Below are 16,421 nucleotides of genomic sequence, written 5' to 3' on the forward strand. Positions count from 1 at the left end.
TGAGCCAGAGGAGTGTTCTGTGGGTGAGTGAATTGATGACTCTTTGACCTATTGAAAAGTTGGAGGGATTAAGGAATGCTTAGCAAAACAATAATAAATTACCTCCTACTTCTCTCCCGTTGCCCCACCAGGATGGTGGGGATTTTTCTCTTTGCCGTTCGCATTTGAATTTAAAGCCTATAAAAAAGCCCCACGATTAGGTAGGGCTCTGTTGGAGTCACGATTTTTAGTGTTCTTCTGAATTAGTGCTGTGCAGAATGGTCTGGATTCTCTTCTAAGTGAGTTGAGTCACACTCATCCATCTCTTCCACTGTTTCTTGCTCGGCTAAATGTGCGAGTGCGGGTGCAAACCACGTATCTAATTTGTTACGCAGCACATCGACGCCTAAGCCTTTCAATGATGAAAAAGCATCGACAGTGACATCGCCGCCAAAAGAGCGTGCCTCTTCACGAATTTTTAACACTTGAGCTTTACGTGCGCCACTTTTTAGCTTGTCCGCTTTAGTCAGTAGTACTAGCACTGGGATGTAGCAATCGACAGCCCAAGAAATCAATTGTTGGTCGAGATCTTTCATCGGATGGCGAATGTCCATTAGCACAACCAGCCCTTTTAAGCTCTTGCGCTTTTGTAGGTATTCACCTAATGATTTTTGCCATTTTTTCTTTAGTTCCAAAGGAACTTGAGCAAAACCATAGCCCGGTAAATCCACAATATGACAACCTTCAGTGACTTTAAATAGGTTGATCAGTTGGGTTCGACCCGGAGTTTTACTGGTTTTAGCCAAGCTCTTCTGATTCGTTAAGCGATTCAACGAACTCGACTTACCTGCATTGGAGCGTCCTGCAAACGCAATTTCGATCCCTTCATCATCAGGTAGATGACGAATGTCAGGCGCACTGGTAATGAAATGCGTGTTTTGATAATGAATTTTTACGCTCACTGTTAACTCCATCTCGACTTTGTGTAGTCGATTGATTACTTTTTTGTGAAATTGTGTAAAATAACCGTGCTCGGCATAAGGTCGCCTATTGTACCATGAGTCGCCACTGAGAGTGAGTAGCAACTGCAAAGTGGTACTGGAAGCTTGATAATTATAAATGGAATGTCATGAAGAAATTAGCGCTAATCTTGAGTCTTTTAGCCAGCTGCTCAGTGTGGGCCCAAGGCAGCATTGAAGCTGGTAAAGCAAAATCCCAAACGTGTGTTGCCTGTCACAGTGCTGATGGCAATAGTCTACTTACAATTTATCCTAAAATTGCTGGTCAGCATGAGAAATACATAGAGAAGCAATTGCATGATCTCAAGCTGGGAATGACAAGCGGTGGCAAACAAGGTCGTTACGATCCCGTAATGAGTGCCATGGCGATGCCTCTTAGCGACGAAGATATAGCTGATCTTGCAGCGTATTTTGCATCACAAACTATTTCAGCGAACTCAACGCCTGAAGACGTTGCAGTGAAAGGAAAAGCACTTTATAGCGCAGGTGATGCAGAGCGTGGTTTAACCGCTTGTATTGCGTGTCATGGTCCACGTGGTAATGGTACTGAGCTTTCAGGTTTCCCTAAAATTTCTGGTCAGCATGCTGACTACATCAAAGCTCAACTGCAAAAATTCCGCGATGACGCTCGTAATAATGATATGAATGCCATGATGCGTGATGTCGCGAAAAAGCTCAGCGACACTGACATCGAAATACTTTCTAAATACGTTGGCGGCCTTCACTAAACCCTACACCGTTCGAGCACTGTTGTTTGAAAACGCCTTAGCACTGAGCTAGGGCGTTTTCTTTTGTACTGAAGAAAACGTAATTTTTTGCTCAATGATCGGCTTACCTATCGCTTTTTTTATCTTTTTTTGCCTAGCTGGTGAAAAAATACGCGCTGACTCTCCACTCTAATGCCACTTTCTGGTATGTTGCGCATCCCTGTTTGAGGATGTTACATGCACATTTGCCCATTATGTTTTAGTGAACAAATAGTTCCTTATTTTGCCGATAAAGTTCGCCCTTATCTGCAGTGCCAACACTGTGCACTTGTGTTTGTTAGCCCTGAACATCGTCTTGACGAAAAAGCGGAAAAAGCATTTTATGATTTGCATGAAAATAACCCGCAGGATAGGGGTTATCGCCAGTTTTTGTCACGCGTTTGTGCGCCGATGTTGGAGAGGCTTTCTCCGGCATCTAACGGGTTAGATTTTGGTTGTGGGCCGGGGCCAACCTTATCCATTATGTTGGAAGAGGCTGGGCACACAATGTCGTTATACGATATCTTTTTTCATCCAGATGAAAAGGTGTTGCAGGCGACCTATGATTTTATGACTGCCACTGAAGTGATTGAGCATTTACATAAGCCGCACCAAGTTTGGCAGCAATGGTTAAATTTAGTTAAGCCAGGAGGCTGGATTGGGTTAATGACCAAACTAGTCAAAGACGTGGAGGCGTTTGCTGGGTGGCACTACAAAAATGATCTCACACATGTGATCTTTTTTAGTCGTGAAACCTTCCAGTACTTGGCCAAGCGGGATGAGCTTGAACTTGAATTTATTGGTAATGATGTAATTTTACTGAGGAAACCCCAGTAATGAGCCGTAGTAAAAAATCGAGAAAGCCGGGTTCAGCCGGTGAAGGCGACGTGATAGTCACGCGTAATCGCAGTGAGGCAGATGTTGAAGGCCGTTTGCGTAAGCGAGTTAAAAAACAGAAAGGTCTGAAAGCGGGTAGCCGCCATTCCGATGGTTCAGATCAGCAGCAGCGAGAAGCCGCTAAAGCGCGCGATCCACGTTTAGGCAGCAAGAAAAAAATTCCTCTGGTGGTTGAGCCAGCGAAGAAAATGACCAAGCAAGAGCGTCGTTTGTCGGCTGAGCAAGAGCTCGAAATGCTGGAAAATGATGCGCAATTGAACGTGTTGCTCGATCGTATTGATAATGGCGAAAACCTAGGTGCCGGCTTGCAAAAATACGTTGATGAGAAACTCGATCGTATTGAAGCACTGATGAAGCAACTTGGTCTGTATGCTGAAGAGCAAGAAGATGTTTTCGAGCCAATCGTGACTGGCGGTAGTGCCAAAAAATCACGTTCAGATGATGATTTATTATCAGATTTTGAAGGCTTCGACCTAAATGATTTAAAAGGATAGAAAGTGCCATGAATGTAACCTTGTTAGCCATTGCTGGTGGAATCATTATTCTCGGCTTAGCGTCTTACGCTGGTTACCTTCTGCTGCAACTGAAAAAGCAAAAGGATTTGCAGCTTCAACATCAAACATTGGCCATTGAAAAACGCAATGCAAATATTTTTGATAGCGTAAATACGCTTTGCATGGCTGGGATTCAAGGCCAATGTGATCTCTCCGAGATCAGCATCCGTGTCTACTGCATTATGGATTATGTTCAAGGCGAACAGAGAATCGACTTTGATAGTTCGTATCCCGCTATTTCCGAACTGTATTCTATAGTGAAGGATATGCCGCGTGGCGAAGAGCGCAGCCAACTCGCTAAACAAGAGCGAATGAAGCATAACTTAGTACGCCAAAAGGCGGAGGCCCGTTTAATGGATGCGATTGTTGAAGAGTTAAAAGTTCTGCAAAAACGCATTGCCCCTTTGAATAGTCAAATTCCGATTCAAATGATGTAATGGCTCGACTGCCTCTTTCGAGTGAGTGATCGCGTTAGCAGTTTAGAACATTTATACACAAATTTCGTTTTGTCACCCGACGTCCATCATTGTCATGTGGCAAAATAGCCCGTCAAAGTTTCGAACGGAAAGCACAGCATGTCTTTGCAAGTCGTACCCAGCCAACAGATCGTATGGGATCAAGCTGTTTTAGATAAGTATAACTATTCAGGCCCGCGTTATACCTCTTATCCTACAGCACTTGAATTCCATGAAGCATTTACTATTGCCGATTATGATATGGCGTGTGCCCAATACCCTGACAGGCCACTTTCGCTTTATATTCATATCCCGTTTTGTCACAAACTTTGTTACTACTGTGGTTGTAATAAGGTGATTACCCGTCATTCGCATAAAGCCGACGACTATTTGGATGTGCTCGAACATGAGATTCGCCAACGAGCCTCTTTGCTGCATGGCCGTAGAGTCACACAACTGCATTTCGGTGGCGGCACACCAACCTTTTTAACTCAATTGCAAATTAGCCGTTTAATGGCCATTTTGCGTGGTGAGTTCCGCTTTGAAAATGACGCAGAAATCAGTATTGAAGTTGATCCGCGTGAAATCGAGTTAGAGATGCTTGATCACCTGCGCAGCGAAGGATTTAACCGCCTGAGCATCGGCGTACAAGATTTCAACAAAGAAGTGCAAAAGCTGGTGAACCGCGAGCAAGATGAAACCTTTATTTTTGCTATGGCGGAACGAGCTAAACAGCTGGGTTTTCGCTCAACCAACCTTGATCTCATATACGGCTTGCCTAAGCAGACTAAAGGCTCTTTTGCTAAAACATTAGCGCAAGTGTTGGAGATGAAGCCGGGTCGATTGTCGGTATTTAACTACGCGCACATGCCGCAGCTGTTCGCTGCGCAGCGTAAGATTAAAGATGAAGATCTACCTACGGCGGAAGAAAAACTGGCCATATTACAAGACACGATCGCGACCTTAACGGGTGCGGGTTATCAGTTCATTGGCATGGACCATTTTGCTCTGCCCAATGATGAGTTGGCCGTCGCGCAGCGTGAAGGCATTTTACATCGCAACTTTCAAGGTTATACCACGCAAGGTAACTGCGACTTAGTTGGCTTTGGTGTCTCAGCCATTTCAATGATTGGGGATGCGTATGCGCAGAACCAAAAAGAGCTGAAAAAATACTATGAGCAAGTCAATGAGTTACGTCATGCACTCTGGAAAGGGGTGGCACTGGATAGTGATGACTTACTCCGTCGCGAAGTGATCAAGCAGCTTATCTGCAATTTCAAACTGGATAAAAGCCAAATTGAAGCACAGTTTAACGTGACGTTTAATCACTACTTCAAGCAAGATCTTGAGTTGCTACAAACTTTTATTGATGATGAGTTAGTGGAAGTCGATGAAAAAGAGATCCGCGTTACTTTGCGCGGGCGGTTGTTGATCCGCAACATCTGCATGTGCTTTGATAAATACTTGCGTGTTCGTGCTCGTCAGCAACAATTTTCGCGGGTAATTTAACGCCCTTACCATGAATCAAAAAGCCACTGCTCGTCAGTGGCTTTTTCTTTGAAAAGAGGGATGAGTTATGGTGTCAGGTATTTATTCGCTGCAACATCCCACAATGCTTTGATTAATGGGTTATCAAGCTGTGAGCGTTTGCAGCACACACCGAGCTGAAATGGTTTTACGGGTGCTAATTTAAGGCGCTGGATCTTATCTCTCACCGGGCTATTGTTGATCACCACATCTGGCGCAATGCCGATACCACAACCGAGCGCGACCATGCTGACAATCGCTTCATGCCCTGAGCTCTGCGCGTAAATATTGGGTTTGATCTTCATTTTTTTAAACCATGCATTGGCTCTATCTCTTGCCGTTCCCGCTTCAGGAACAATAAAAGGGACAACTGACCAATCGGGTGTGTCATTTTGCAGTTGTTCGATAAAGCTACTGATCCCGAGCGGCGCGATCACCGATAAGGGTATTTCACCAATCGTTTCAAATTCAACGCGAGCTGGTAGCTGTTCGGGCATGGCTGAAATGGCAATATCCGCTTCATCATTCAAAATCTTATCAATCGCTTGAGCAGGATCGCCAGTCAAGAGTTTGAACTCAATATACGGATGGCGAACTCGAAAATCGGACAGTAACTGAGGCAGGTGGCTGTAGCTGGCGGTGACTGAGCAAAACAAGCGAATTTCCCCTTGTAATACGCTGTTTTGGTTTTTCATTTGTACGTTATATTGCTGCCACTCTGTAATGATTTTGAGTGCAACAGGAACCAGTTTACTGCCTGCTGGCGTTAGCTCAACGCTACGATTATCACGCACAAATAAGCTTTGGCTAGTTTCTTCTTCCAGCTTCTGGATCTGCCGGCTGAGCGCGGATGGGCTGATGTGCATCGCGGCGGCGGTCTTACTGAAGTTTTTACTCTCACACAGATGGATAAACATCTGCAGGTTTTTAATGTTCATAAGTTAATCACATCACGTTGCATAAATTGCAATAACTAATTGTGAATATATCACTTTAAGCAACTTGATGTCTGCTTTAGTATCAGTTTATTCGGTTCTAGAAACCGACCTGATGGAAAGAATCTTTAAAGGAGAGCGCTAACATGGCTAACTATTTCAATACCCTAAATCTACGCCAACAACTTGACCAACTTGGTCGTTGCCGCTTTATGGATCGCTCTGAGTTTGAAAGCGAAGCCGAGTACCTCAAAGGTAAAAAAGTAGTGATTGTCGGTTGTGGTGCACAAGGTTTAAACCAAGGTCTAAATTTACGAGACTCTGGCCTTGATGTCTCTTATGCATTGCGTCAAGCAGCGATCGACGAACAGCGTCAGTCTTATAAAAATGCTAAAGAGAACGGTTTTGAAGTGGGTAGCTATGAAACGCTCATCCCTCAAGCAGACTTGGTCATTAACCTAACGCCAGATAAACAGCACAGCAATGTTGTCGAAACCATCATGCCGCTGATGAAAAAAGGTGCAGCATTAGGGTATTCTCACGGTTTTAACGTGGTTGAAGAAGGGATGCAGATCCGTAAAGACATCACGGTTGTGATGGTGGCGCCTAAGTGCCCGGGAACCGAAGTGCGTGAAGAGTATAAGCGTGGTTTCGGCGTGCCGACTTTGCTTGCTGTTCACCCAGAAAATGACCCTCAAGGTGAAGGTTGGGATATCGCAAAAGCTTGGGCGGCGGGAACGGGCGGTCATCGTGCTGGCTGTTTGGAATCCTCTTTCGTTGCCGAAGTAAAATCGGACCTTATGGGCGAGCAAACCATCTTGTGTGGCATGCTACAAGCGGGTTCGATTGTGTGCTATGAGAAGATGGTAGCAGAAGGTATTGACCCAGGTTACGCAGGTAAACTACTGCAATACGGTTGGGAAACGGTAACCGAAGCGCTGAAATTTGGTGGCATCACTCACATGATGGATCGCCTATCAAACCCAGCAAAAATCAAAGCGTTTGAGCTGTCTGAAGAGCTTAAAGACTTGATGCGCCCACTGTACAACAAACATATGGATGACATTATTTCTGGTCATTTCTCTAGCACTATGATGGCTGACTGGGCCAACGATGATGCTGATTTACTTGGTTGGCGTGCTGAAACCGGTGAAACTGCGTTTGAAAACTACCCACAGTCTGATGTACAGATCACTGAGCAAGAGTACTTCGACAAAGGTATTTTGATGATTGCCATGGTTCGCGCTGGGGTTGAGCTGGCATTTGAAGCTATGACGGCTTCCGGTATTGTTGAAGAGTCAGCTTACTATGAATCCCTGCATGAGCTGCCACTGATTGCCAACACAGTAGCACGTAAGCGTTTATATGAAATGAACGTGGTTATTTCTGATACGGCAGAGTATGGTAATTACCTGTTTGCCAATGTCGCAACACCGTTACTGCGCGAAAAGTTCATGCCAAAAGTATCTACTGATGTGATTGGTAAAGGCCTTGGTGAAAGCTCGAATTTCGTTGATAACGCGACCTTGATTGAAGTGAACGAAATTCTTCGTAACCATCCGGTTGAGTACATCGGTGAAGAGTTGCGTGGTTACATGACAGATATGAAACGCATCGCTGTCGGTGGCTAAAGGCTAATTAACCTTCCGGTGGTTAAGAAGGGGCCGAGAGTTCGCCCCTTTTCAATGACGAGAATGATGACGTAAAGCTCCAGACTGACTGGAGAGAATAAATACAAAAGCAAACACAATATAAAACCAAAGGCTTGGTCGCCGTTGACCAAGCCTTTTTTATTGGGAAATTTTTATCTCAACCGGGCAATATTATTTGGCGGTGATTTTCGCTTCTAACTCGGCCAATTTTTGCTCCATTTCAGTGAGCTTTTGGCGAGTACGCATCAATACTTGAGTCTGTACATCAAATTCTTCACGGCTCACCACGTCCAATTTATTTAATTGGCCTTGGATCACTTGGCGGATTTTTTGATCAACGTCGGCACCCAAATCTTTTACGGGTTGAGGCATTGAATCGTGAATTTGTTTGGCAATTTGCTCAAGTTTTTTAGGGTCAAACATAGCGGCTTACACTCCTGTCAGTTTGTCTCCATTCTAAGCAATTGAGCTGAGAATGTCGTTATTCAAGGTAAGAAAAAGGCCACTGAGGTGGCCTTTTTTGAAGCAGTCTTAATTATATGGTGTTATTTATTTTCAGCGAGTCGGCGTTGTGCTGCTTTGGCCTCGTCAACTCTGGCTAGCTTTTCGAGGTCTTTATCCTCAACAAACACAGGCAGTGGCTTATGTTTTTCGGCTAGATAGCTGTAAATCACAGGCAGTACGAATAGCGTAAATAGTGTACCAATCGCAAGACCTGCCACAATCACAATACCAATACTAAAGCGCTGAGCTGCACCTGCACCCGTTGCGTACATCAACGGGATCAAACCTGCAATCATCGCTGCTGTCGTCATTAGAATTGGGCGAAGACGCACTTTGGCTGCCTCCATCACCGCTTCGATGCGAGACTTGTTATGGTGTAGCTGCTCTTCTTTCGCCACTTCACAAATAAGAATACCGTGCTTGGTGATAAGACCAACCAGTGTAATCAACCCTACTTGCGAGTAGATGTTCATGGTTGCTGCACCCCAAGCCAGTGCAATTAATGCTCCGCAAATGGCGAGAGGAACAGATACCATGATAACCAATGGATCTTTTAACGACTCAAATTGAATCGCCAGTACCAAGAAGATGATGGCGAGTGCCAAACCAAAGGTCGCGTAGAGTGCGCTTCCCTCAGTCACGTATTGACGTGCTTCACCCATATAATCGTGGTTGTAGCCTGCGGGCAGTTTAGTCGCGGCAACATCCTCAAACCACGTAATCGCATCACCCATTGCAACTCCTGGGCCCGGTACACTTCCGACGGTTGCCGAGTTTAGCTGGTTAAAGTGCGGCAGTGAGCGCGGCTCTGCAATCACATCAATGGTAATTAGGCTCCCTAATGGGATCATTTTTCCGTCAACGGCACGCACAAAGTAGTGATTCATCGATTCAGGGTTGAGGCGATATTTACGTTCAACCTGCGGGATCACTTCATAAGAGCGGCCATTGAGATCGATGCGGTTGACATAGCCATCCGCCATCATGGTCCCTAATGTCGTGCCAATATCCTTCATCGTGATGCCATAAACCCCAGCTTTATCTTTGTCGATATTAATTTTCATCGTCGCAGAATCGTAATTGAGGTCTAAATCGGAGTACACAAACATCGGGCTTGCTTTCACTTCTGTTAGCACTTCAGTGGCAATAGCAAACAAACTTTCAAAGCTATTGGGTGTAGTGATGACAAATTGAATTGGCAATCCAGAGCCTGCACCGGGAAGTTCAGGCATTTGGAAGGCCGTCACGGCCATGCCTGGAATATCTTGCACTAAGGTGCCGACTCGAGTAGCAACCTCAGCTTGGCTTGCCTGGCGTTCACTCCAAGGTACCATTGAGGCAATACCAAACGCTTGGTTGGAGCTTGGAACACCGGTAAAGACTTGAGCAAACTGAACTTCTGGCTGTTCAGACAGAATCGTATTCACGTCATTCATGGTGTTTTGTAAATAGTCCAAGTTCGCATTCGAGGAACCCGTACCAATTAACATGACCACGCCTTTATCTTCAGAAGGGGCAAGCTCACTTGGAATGAATTTGAACAGCATAGGCAGGCTGGCAAACACGATCACCGCAAAGGCAATCACGACAGGACGGCGCTGCATTACTTTCTCGAGTAATTTCGCGTAGCGGTTACTCATTGAATCAAGTAATCCATGCACTTTTTGTTCAAACTTGTTGGGCTCTTCGTGCGCTTTAAGCATTTTAGAACACATCATGGGTGAAAGTGTCAGTGCAACAATACCTGAAACAAATACAGCACCAGCCAGTGTGAGTGCAAACTCTTTAAAGAGTGAGCCTGTTATGCCACCCATCATCGCTATCGGTGCATAAACGGCGCCCAGTGTCAGCGTCATCGCAATTACCGGAACGGCGATTTCACGAGTACCAATAATCGCGGCACGAAATGGTGATTCACCCAGCTTAATGTGGCGGTCAACGTTTTCTAGTACAACGATTGCATCATCCACCACAAGGCCGATAGCCAATACCATCGCTAGCAGTGTCATCAAGTTCCATGAGAAGCCCATTCCCTGCATTACCATAGCAACACCAACTAAGGAGAGTGGAATGGTAACAATCGGGATGATAACGGCACGTAAAGAGCCTAGGAATAGAGTAATGACGACAAGTACGATCAAGGCGGCTTCAGCGATGGTTTTTATGACCTCGTGGATCGATTCATTGATCGCCACCGTGGAGTCATACATCACGTTCATTTCGATGTTACTTGGTAGATTACGCTTTAACTGCGGTAATAGATCCAGCACATCTTGAGCAATGTTGATTGGGTTTGCGCTAGGTGCTGCGTTGATGGCTGCTACAACCGCTTCTCGGCCGTTTGCACTTGCGCGGTAAACATCATGGCTTTTTTCTAGCGTGACGTTTGCAATATCACCTAGGCGAATAACATTGCCGTCGCCCGTTTTAACCACCAGGTTTTTCAGCTCATCGACATTTGACACTTGCGTATCGGCACTACCGTTATACAGCACGAATTCGCCAGTGGCTTGTCCTGTTGCTGATTGATAGTTGTTGGCATTCAGCACGTTCATCACATCGCCCGCAGTGAGCTGTAGTCCTGCCATTTTTGCTGGATCAAGCCAAATACGAAGGGCGTATTTCATGCCACCATACAAGTCAATCTTAGAGACGCCGTTGACGGTGAATATTTGAGGGTTAAATACACGCTCAAGATAGTCAGTAATTTGGCTTGAACTAAGTTCATCACTAGTGAAACCAATATACAGCACCGCGGTGGTTGAGCCGGTAGACATAGTTACCGTCGGATCTTCGGCCTCTTTAGGAAGCTGTGAGCGTACCGAGTTCGTTTTTGCTAACACATCTGAAAGTGCAGCGTTGGGATCGGTATTGAGCTTCATCGTTACGGTAATCGTTGATTTACCCAATACCGAAGAAGAAGTCATATAATCAATGTTGTCGGCTTGTGCGACTGCTTGTTCCAAAGGTTGAGTGATAAAACCTTGGATTAAGTCGGCACTTGCACCGTAATAGCCTGTACTCACTGTAACAACGGTATTCGTCATTTCAGGGTATTCACGAACCTGCATTTTGAAAATAGCTTGAAAACCAAGCAGAGCTATCAAAAAGCTGATCGATACCGCGAGCACTGGACGTTTTATAAAAACATCAGTAAAACGCATGATTCCTCCAATTACAGCATCGGTGTTTCAGCAGGTGGTGTAGTCGCATTACTTTCGACTACCCGAACTTTCGAATGGTTACTTAAGCGCACTTGACCTGAAGTGACCACGATGTCTCCATCTTGTACGCCCTCTAAAATATGCGCCACAGCACCTTTGCGTTCACCTACTTTTACAACGCGCTGCTCTACTCGTTTAACGCCATCTTCTTCTTTCAACACGTAAACATTATCACCATACAGGGTGAAGGTAATGGCGGTTTGAGGAAGCGTGACTTGGTTTTCTAATTTCGGCAGGATGATGTTGGCACGAGCAAACATACCGCTGCGTAGTTTACCGTCACTATTTGGAATATCGGCTTGCACTTGGATTAAACCACTTTGAACGCTAACGGCAGGCTCTATCGCAGTAATGGATCCTGTAAACGCTGCATTAGGATAAGCATCGATAAAAATATCCACTTGCTGGCCTAATGAAATACGTGAAATATCCGTTTGTGGAACGGTAAAGCGCAGACGCATTACACTGGTATCTTCCAAGCGAACAATATCGGTGCCTGGCTGTAGGTATTGGCCTAAATACACATTACGGATACCCACCACACCAGCAAAGGGAGCTTTGATTTCACGACGATCAATAGAAGCTTTTAAACTTTCAATATCTGCAGACAAAGAGTAGTAGTTTGCTTCGGCTTCATCATAAGCTTCTTTTGAAATTGACCCTTTAGCAAATAGACCTTTATAGCGTTCGTATTTCGCTTTTGCAGCAGGTAGGCGAGCTTGTGAGCTTTTTAAATTCGCTTTCTCAACCGCGGAATCAAGTAAAACTAAAGGTTGGTCTTCCTCAACTTGTGTCCCTGATTCAAATGAAATCTTATCGATCACGCCGCTGGTTTCAGATGTCAGTGTCACGCCTTGATTGGGTTCAATAAAACCAATCGCTTCAATCACTGGGATCCAATCAACAGGAGTTACATCAGTCACTGTCACTGGAAATTCAGGTTCAGGACGGTTGGCCATGAATTCGGCAATTTTTTGTTGTTTAAACAGATTAAAACCTATCACGCTACCAAACAGTAGGAAGGCGATAAGTAACATAAAGAATGTCCACTTTTTCATTCTAGTCAGAACTCCAAGTTAGTGTTGAGTAATTGCATCCCAACTGGCGTCAATCACGGCACTGAGTGCGCTGTCATCCAGTTGATAACATTCCATCGCTTTTTTACGGGCAAGGGCGACCGTTGTTTCGAAGCTTAAAGCAGACAAAATCTGGTTATCCAACGGCTTGAATAATCCCTGCTCTTTACCTTGATCAAATAGTAAATCCACTTTGGCAAACATTTTTCGCTCAAGTTCCTTAACATTGCAACTGATTGTTGTTGGCAATGATTCATATTGAACTCGGTTGCTGAGTGTTGCACTGCTTGATTGTGCTAATTCCCAGATATTAAGCCACATCATTTTAAAGCGTTCTTTCAAAGGCATCTCATCATCAATATTGGCTTGCACCGCGTCAGCAATGTGCTGACAAACGTGTAAGCGAACTGTCACGAGAAGATGATCTTTGTCATCAAAGTAACGGTAAATTGTTCCCGTTGCGACACCGGCTTCTTTGGCTAATTTGTGCATCGATAAGCCTTGAAATCCAGATTCAGCGATCAGCTTTTCAGCGGCCACCAATATCTGCTGGTACTTATCCACGTGAATACAGTTAGACATGCTGACATCCCACAGTGAATGAACGTTCATTCATTATAGACCAAACTATAGCCCCTTATGCAATACACTAGTGTAGTAAAATGACAAAAATCTTATGGTGAATGACGTAGTAATCAGTAAAGCGCGGCATTATCATAGACGGCCCAAATAAAAGTGATACGAGTACCTCATGAAGCTGAATCCAAGACAAGACGAAGCCGTCAAATATGTATCGGGCCCATGTCTAGTATTGGCGGGGGCTGGCTCGGGTAAAACGCGCGTAATTACCAACAAGATCGCTTACTTGGTTCAACAGTGTGATTATAAAGCGCGCAACATTGCTGCCGTTACATTTACTAACAAAGCCGCTCGAGAAATGAAGGCGCGGGTAGCACAAACGCTTGGAAAAGCTGAATCAAAAGGGCTGCTCGTTTCCACATTTCATACTTTAGGCCTCAATATTATTCGTCGGGAATATAAATTTTTGGGCTTGAAAGCGGGGTTCTCTCTGTTTGACGACCAAGATCAGCTTGCGCTGCTCAAAGAGTTGACAGAGAAACAGCTCGAGGGCGATAAAGATCTGCTGCGCCAATTGCTCAGCACCATCTCCAACTGGAAGAACGACATGTTGACGCCAGAGCAAGCGAAAGGTTTTGCTCAAGGTGAACAACAACAGCTGTTCGCTTACTGCTTCGATCTTTATCAAAAGCAAATGAAAGCGTATAACGCGCTCGATTTTGATGATCTTATTTTAATGCCGGTGCTGTTATTGCAAAACAACGCCGAAGTTCGTCAGCGTTGGCAAAACCGCATTCGCTACTTGCTGGTGGATGAATATCAAGATACCAATACTAGTCAATACGAGTTAGTGAAATTGTTGGTTGGAGAACGTGGCCGTTTAACCGTGGTGGGTGATGATGATCAATCCATCTATTCTTGGCGAGGGGCGAAACCGCAAAACCTCGTGTTGCTGGGGCAAGATTACCCAAATCTTAAACTGATTAAGCTTGAGCAGAACTACCGTTCAACCAGCCGTATTTTGAGAGCGGCCAATATTCTGATTGCCAACAACCCACACGTGTATGAGAAAACGCTTTTTTCTGAGATCCCTGAGGGTGAAAAACTCAAAGTTCTGCTGGCGAAAAATGAAGATCATGAAGCGGAGCGAGTCACTGGTGAACTGATTGCGCATAAATTTCTCAATCGCACCGAATATCGTGATTACGCGATATTGTACCGCGGTAATCATCAGTCACGCTTAATTGAAAAATCGCTGCTGCAAAACCGCGTGCCTTATAAGTTATCCGGTGGAACGTCATTTTTTGCCAGAGCCGAAATTAAAGACATCATGGCTTACCTCAAAGTGTTGGTGAATCCTGACGATGACAATGCTTTTTTACGCATTGTGAACACGCCAAAACGAGAAATTGGCCCAGTCACGTTAGAGAAATTGGGTAGTTACGCCAATATGCGTGGCAAAAGCTTGTTTTCGGCCAGTTTTGAACTTGGCTTAGAGCATCATTTATCTGGAAGAGGGCTCGACAACTTGCGTCAGTTTACGCAATGGTTAGTGGCTATCTCAGATCAAGCTGAACGAGGCAATACCGTTGAAGCAGTGCGATCGTTAGTCCGAGATATTCATTATGAAGATTGGCTGTATGAAACCTCTTCCAGCCCCAAAGCGGCCGAAATGCGTATGAAAAACGTCTCTGATCTCTATTCTTGGATTGTGGCCGACCTTGAAGGTGACAACTATGACCAACAAGAAAAATCGCTCAAAGAAGTTGTACAGCGCTTAACCCTACGCGACATGATGGAGCGAAGTGAAGAAGAGGATGAGAGTGATGCCGTTCAGTTGATGACACTGCATGCATCGAAAGGTCTTGAATTTCCTTACGTTTATTTGATTGGCACTGAAGAAGGTATTCTTCCTCATCAAACCAGTATCGATGAGGACAACGTCGAAGAAGAACGTCGTTTGATGTATGTCGGGATAACTCGCGCGCAGCGAGAACTGACTTTCACTATGTGTAAAGAACGTCGTCAATACGGGGAACTGCTTAAACCCACACAAAGTCGCTTTTTGGATGAATTACCCTTTGACGATGTTGAGTGGGAACAGAGCAAAAAACCAGTAAGTCAAGAAGAGCGCATGGCGAAAGGACAAAGCCATATTGCTAACTTGCGCGCTGCCATGTTTAAGAAATAGTGCTTAAAAAATAATAAAAACAAAGGTTTGGAATTAAAGCCAACCCTTTGTTTTATAGGAATTAATGTATTAAAGACCTGCAATCATATGCTCAATGGCGGCAACGATTTCGTCGTCAGAGCAATCCATACAGGTTCCTTTAGCTGGCATGGCATTAAAGCCTTGCAGTGCATGATTTTTCAATACATCTTTACCTTGGGCGATACGTGGAGCCCACTCTTCGGCATTGCCAATTTTAGGTGCGCCACTGATGCCTGTAGAGTGGCAAGCGATACAGAATGTACCATAAACTTGCGCGCCATCACGAGGGCCTGTCGGCTCTGCCGCAACGGGTTCACTACCCGCTAAGTAAACATCACCTACAGGTTTAATGCGATCAGCAATGGCATCGTATTCAGCTTGGCTGGTTGCCAATGCAACACTAGAAAAGGTTAAAGCAGCGAATAACACGCTTATGATTCGTCGAGACATATCCATTAAACTCACTTTATATTCCAAAGGTAAGTTCATGCTTACCTATTTATACTTAGATTTAGAGTGTGGCTGATTTAAAAGCCATTCAAGCTGTTAAATCAATGTAAATATTGGGTGATTATATCCCGATAAGTTGTTGCAATAAACAACAAGTTGCGATCTTCAAGGGGTGAGTCACATCCTTATTATAGAGGTAATAATGGTTATCTGATGAAAAAGGCGTCAAACGATAAAAAAAGTTGAAAAAGTACTAGACGCCCTAGTGTGAACTCCGTATTATTCCACTCCGCCGATAGGGCATGCGCCCGTAGCTCAGCTGGATAGAGCGTTGGCCTCCGGAGCCAAAGGTCGAAGGTTCGAATCCTTTCGGGCGCGCCATCCGGATGCTTATGTAAATAAGTAGCAAATTGGCAAACAGTGGTGGCTATAGCTCAGTTGGTAGAGCCCCGGATTGTGATTCCGGTTGTCGCGAGTTCAAGTCTCGTTAGCCACCCCATTATTTGGTAACTTCGGTTTCCTTTCTTGGTGAAAGTCGAGAAAAAAAGATTTACATCGATGAATAGACTAGTTTGATAGTGCATCATGATGTTAGGAATAGCGGAGCAGAGG

At 44.8% G+C, this 16,421-nt stretch carries 14 protein-coding genes and 2 tRNA genes; 9 read left to right on the top strand and 7 right to left on the bottom strand.

Annotated elements, in window-relative coordinates:
- Positions 1 to 242 precede the first annotated feature (242 nt).
- Positions 243 to 941 carry a ribosome biogenesis GTP-binding protein YihA/YsxC gene (gene yihA, locus B9J84_RS00360; RefSeq protein WP_019281187.1) on the bottom strand — a complete coding sequence of 233 codons (699 nt, stop codon included), beginning with the start codon at positions 939 to 941 and terminating at the stop codon, positions 243 to 245.
- Between the two features lie 167 nt (positions 942 to 1,108).
- On the opposite strand from yihA, the gene B9J84_RS00365 reads away from it, so the two are divergent.
- From B9J84_RS00365 to hemN, 5 genes are all read left to right on the top strand, one after another.
- A complete protein-coding gene (locus tag B9J84_RS00365; protein WP_013855644.1) occupies positions 1,109 to 1,726 on the top strand; it encodes a cytochrome c in 618 nt (205 codons plus the stop codon).
- Positions 1,727 to 1,942: 216 nt separating this feature from the next.
- Positions 1,943 to 2,581 carry a class I SAM-dependent methyltransferase gene (locus B9J84_RS00370; RefSeq protein ID WP_013855645.1) on the top strand — a complete coding sequence of 213 codons (639 nt, stop codon included), beginning with the start codon at positions 1,943 to 1,945 and terminating at the stop codon, positions 2,579 to 2,581.
- On the top strand, positions 2,581 to 3,135 hold the full coding sequence (yihI, locus tag B9J84_RS00375; protein WP_013855646.1) for a Der GTPase-activating protein YihI: 555 nt from the start codon (positions 2,581 to 2,583) through the stop codon (positions 3,133 to 3,135). The genes B9J84_RS00370 and yihI overlap by 1 nt, the downstream gene beginning before the upstream one ends.
- Before the next feature lie 8 nt (positions 3,136 to 3,143).
- Complete coding sequence (locus tag B9J84_RS00380; protein ID WP_017042451.1) at positions 3,144 to 3,632, top strand: DUF2489 domain-containing protein; 489 nt, start codon at positions 3,144 to 3,146, stop codon at positions 3,630 to 3,632.
- 138 nt (positions 3,633 to 3,770) lie between these two features.
- Positions 3,771 to 5,159 carry an oxygen-independent coproporphyrinogen III oxidase gene (gene hemN, locus B9J84_RS00385; protein ID WP_094123274.1) on the top strand — a complete coding sequence of 463 codons (1,389 nt, stop codon included), beginning with the start codon at positions 3,771 to 3,773 and terminating at the stop codon, positions 5,157 to 5,159.
- 65 nt (positions 5,160 to 5,224) lie between these two features.
- On the opposite strand, the gene ilvY is transcribed toward hemN, so the two are convergent.
- Positions 5,225 to 6,115, bottom strand: coding sequence for an HTH-type transcriptional activator IlvY (gene ilvY, locus B9J84_RS00390; RefSeq protein ID WP_013855649.1), 891 nt, complete (start codon positions 6,113 to 6,115; stop codon positions 5,225 to 5,227).
- Positions 6,116 to 6,258: 143 nt separating this feature from the next.
- On the opposite strand from ilvY, the gene ilvC reads away from it, so the two are divergent.
- Complete coding sequence (gene ilvC, locus B9J84_RS00395; protein WP_013855650.1) at positions 6,259 to 7,743, top strand: ketol-acid reductoisomerase; 1,485 nt, start codon at positions 6,259 to 6,261, stop codon at positions 7,741 to 7,743.
- 192 nt (positions 7,744 to 7,935) lie between these two features.
- Here the strand turns inward: ilvC and B9J84_RS00400 are convergent, their stop codons facing one another.
- The 4 genes from B9J84_RS00400 to B9J84_RS00415 form a co-directional block, all read right to left on the bottom strand.
- On the bottom strand, positions 7,936 to 8,187 hold the full coding sequence (locus tag B9J84_RS00400) for an accessory factor UbiK family protein (RefSeq protein ID WP_010319855.1): 252 nt from the start codon (positions 8,185 to 8,187) through the stop codon (positions 7,936 to 7,938).
- Positions 8,188 to 8,309: 122 nt separating this feature from the next.
- On the bottom strand, positions 8,310 to 11,432 hold the full coding sequence (locus B9J84_RS00405; protein WP_013855651.1) for a multidrug efflux RND transporter permease subunit: 3,123 nt from the start codon (positions 11,430 to 11,432) through the stop codon (positions 8,310 to 8,312).
- An 11-nt stretch (positions 11,433 to 11,443) separates the two neighbouring features.
- Positions 11,444 to 12,550: an efflux RND transporter periplasmic adaptor subunit gene (locus tag B9J84_RS00410; protein ID WP_017042454.1), complete on the bottom strand. Its 1,107-nt coding sequence runs from the start codon at positions 12,548 to 12,550 to the stop codon at positions 11,444 to 11,446.
- 18 nt (positions 12,551 to 12,568) lie between these two features.
- Entirely contained in the window at positions 12,569 to 13,180 is a 612-nt protein-coding gene (locus tag B9J84_RS00415; RefSeq protein WP_013855653.1) for a TetR/AcrR family transcriptional regulator, read from the bottom strand.
- Positions 13,181 to 13,319: 139 nt separating this feature from the next.
- Here B9J84_RS00415 and rep point away from each other — a divergent pair, with 139 nt between their 5' ends.
- Positions 13,320 to 15,338, top strand: a complete 2,019-nt coding sequence (gene rep, locus B9J84_RS00420; protein ID WP_017048508.1) for a DNA helicase Rep — start codon at positions 13,320 to 13,322, stop codon at positions 15,336 to 15,338.
- A gap of 69 nt (positions 15,339 to 15,407) precedes the next feature.
- Here the strand turns inward: rep and B9J84_RS00425 are convergent, their stop codons facing one another.
- Positions 15,408 to 15,815 carry a cytochrome c5 family protein gene (locus B9J84_RS00425; RefSeq protein ID WP_088718017.1) on the bottom strand — a complete coding sequence of 136 codons (408 nt, stop codon included), beginning with the start codon at positions 15,813 to 15,815 and terminating at the stop codon, positions 15,408 to 15,410.
- A 298-nt stretch (positions 15,816 to 16,113) separates the two neighbouring features.
- On the opposite strand from B9J84_RS00425, the gene B9J84_RS00430 reads away from it, so the two are divergent.
- Positions 16,114 to 16,190 (top strand) — tRNA-Arg (locus B9J84_RS00430).
- A gap of 42 nt (positions 16,191 to 16,232) precedes the next feature.
- Positions 16,233 to 16,308: transfer RNA gene (locus tag B9J84_RS00435), tRNA-His, on the top strand.
- The last annotated feature ends 113 nt before the right edge of the window (positions 16,309 to 16,421 follow it).

This window comes from Vibrio sp. V03_P4A6T147, assembly GCF_002241085.1.
In the GTDB taxonomy this organism is placed as follows: domain Bacteria; phylum Pseudomonadota; class Gammaproteobacteria; order Enterobacterales; family Vibrionaceae; genus Vibrio; species Vibrio anguillarum.

Coding starts and splice junctions, on each gene's coding strand:
- B9J84_RS00365 (WP_013855644.1), top strand. CDS start 1,109: ATGAAGAAATTAGCGCTAATCTTGAGTCTTTTAGCCAGCTGCTCAGTG.
- B9J84_RS00370 (WP_013855645.1), top strand. CDS start 1,943: ATGCACATTTGCCCATTATGTTTTAGTGAACAAATAGTTCCTTATTTT.
- yihI (WP_013855646.1), top strand. CDS start 2,581: ATGAGCCGTAGTAAAAAATCGAGAAAGCCGGGTTCAGCCGGTGAAGGC.
- B9J84_RS00380 (WP_017042451.1), top strand. CDS start 3,144: ATGAATGTAACCTTGTTAGCCATTGCTGGTGGAATCATTATTCTCGGC.
- hemN (WP_094123274.1), top strand. CDS start 3,771: ATGTCTTTGCAAGTCGTACCCAGCCAACAGATCGTATGGGATCAAGCT.
- ilvY (WP_013855649.1), bottom strand. CDS start 6,115: ATGAACATTAAAAACCTGCAGATGTTTATCCATCTGTGTGAGAGTAAA.
- ilvC (WP_013855650.1), top strand. CDS start 6,259: ATGGCTAACTATTTCAATACCCTAAATCTACGCCAACAACTTGACCAA.
- B9J84_RS00400 (WP_010319855.1), bottom strand. CDS start 8,187: ATGTTTGACCCTAAAAAACTTGAGCAAATTGCCAAACAAATTCACGAT.
- B9J84_RS00405 (WP_013855651.1), bottom strand. CDS start 11,432: ATGCGTTTTACTGATGTTTTTATAAAACGTCCAGTGCTCGCGGTATCG.
- B9J84_RS00410 (WP_017042454.1), bottom strand. CDS start 12,550: ATGAAAAAGTGGACATTCTTTATGTTACTTATCGCCTTCCTACTGTTT.
- B9J84_RS00415 (WP_013855653.1), bottom strand. CDS start 13,180: ATGAACGTTCATTCACTGTGGGATGTCAGCATGTCTAACTGTATTCAC.
- rep (WP_017048508.1), top strand. CDS start 13,320: ATGAAGCTGAATCCAAGACAAGACGAAGCCGTCAAATATGTATCGGGC.
- B9J84_RS00425 (WP_088718017.1), bottom strand. CDS start 15,815: ATGGATATGTCTCGACGAATCATAAGCGTGTTATTCGCTGCTTTAACC.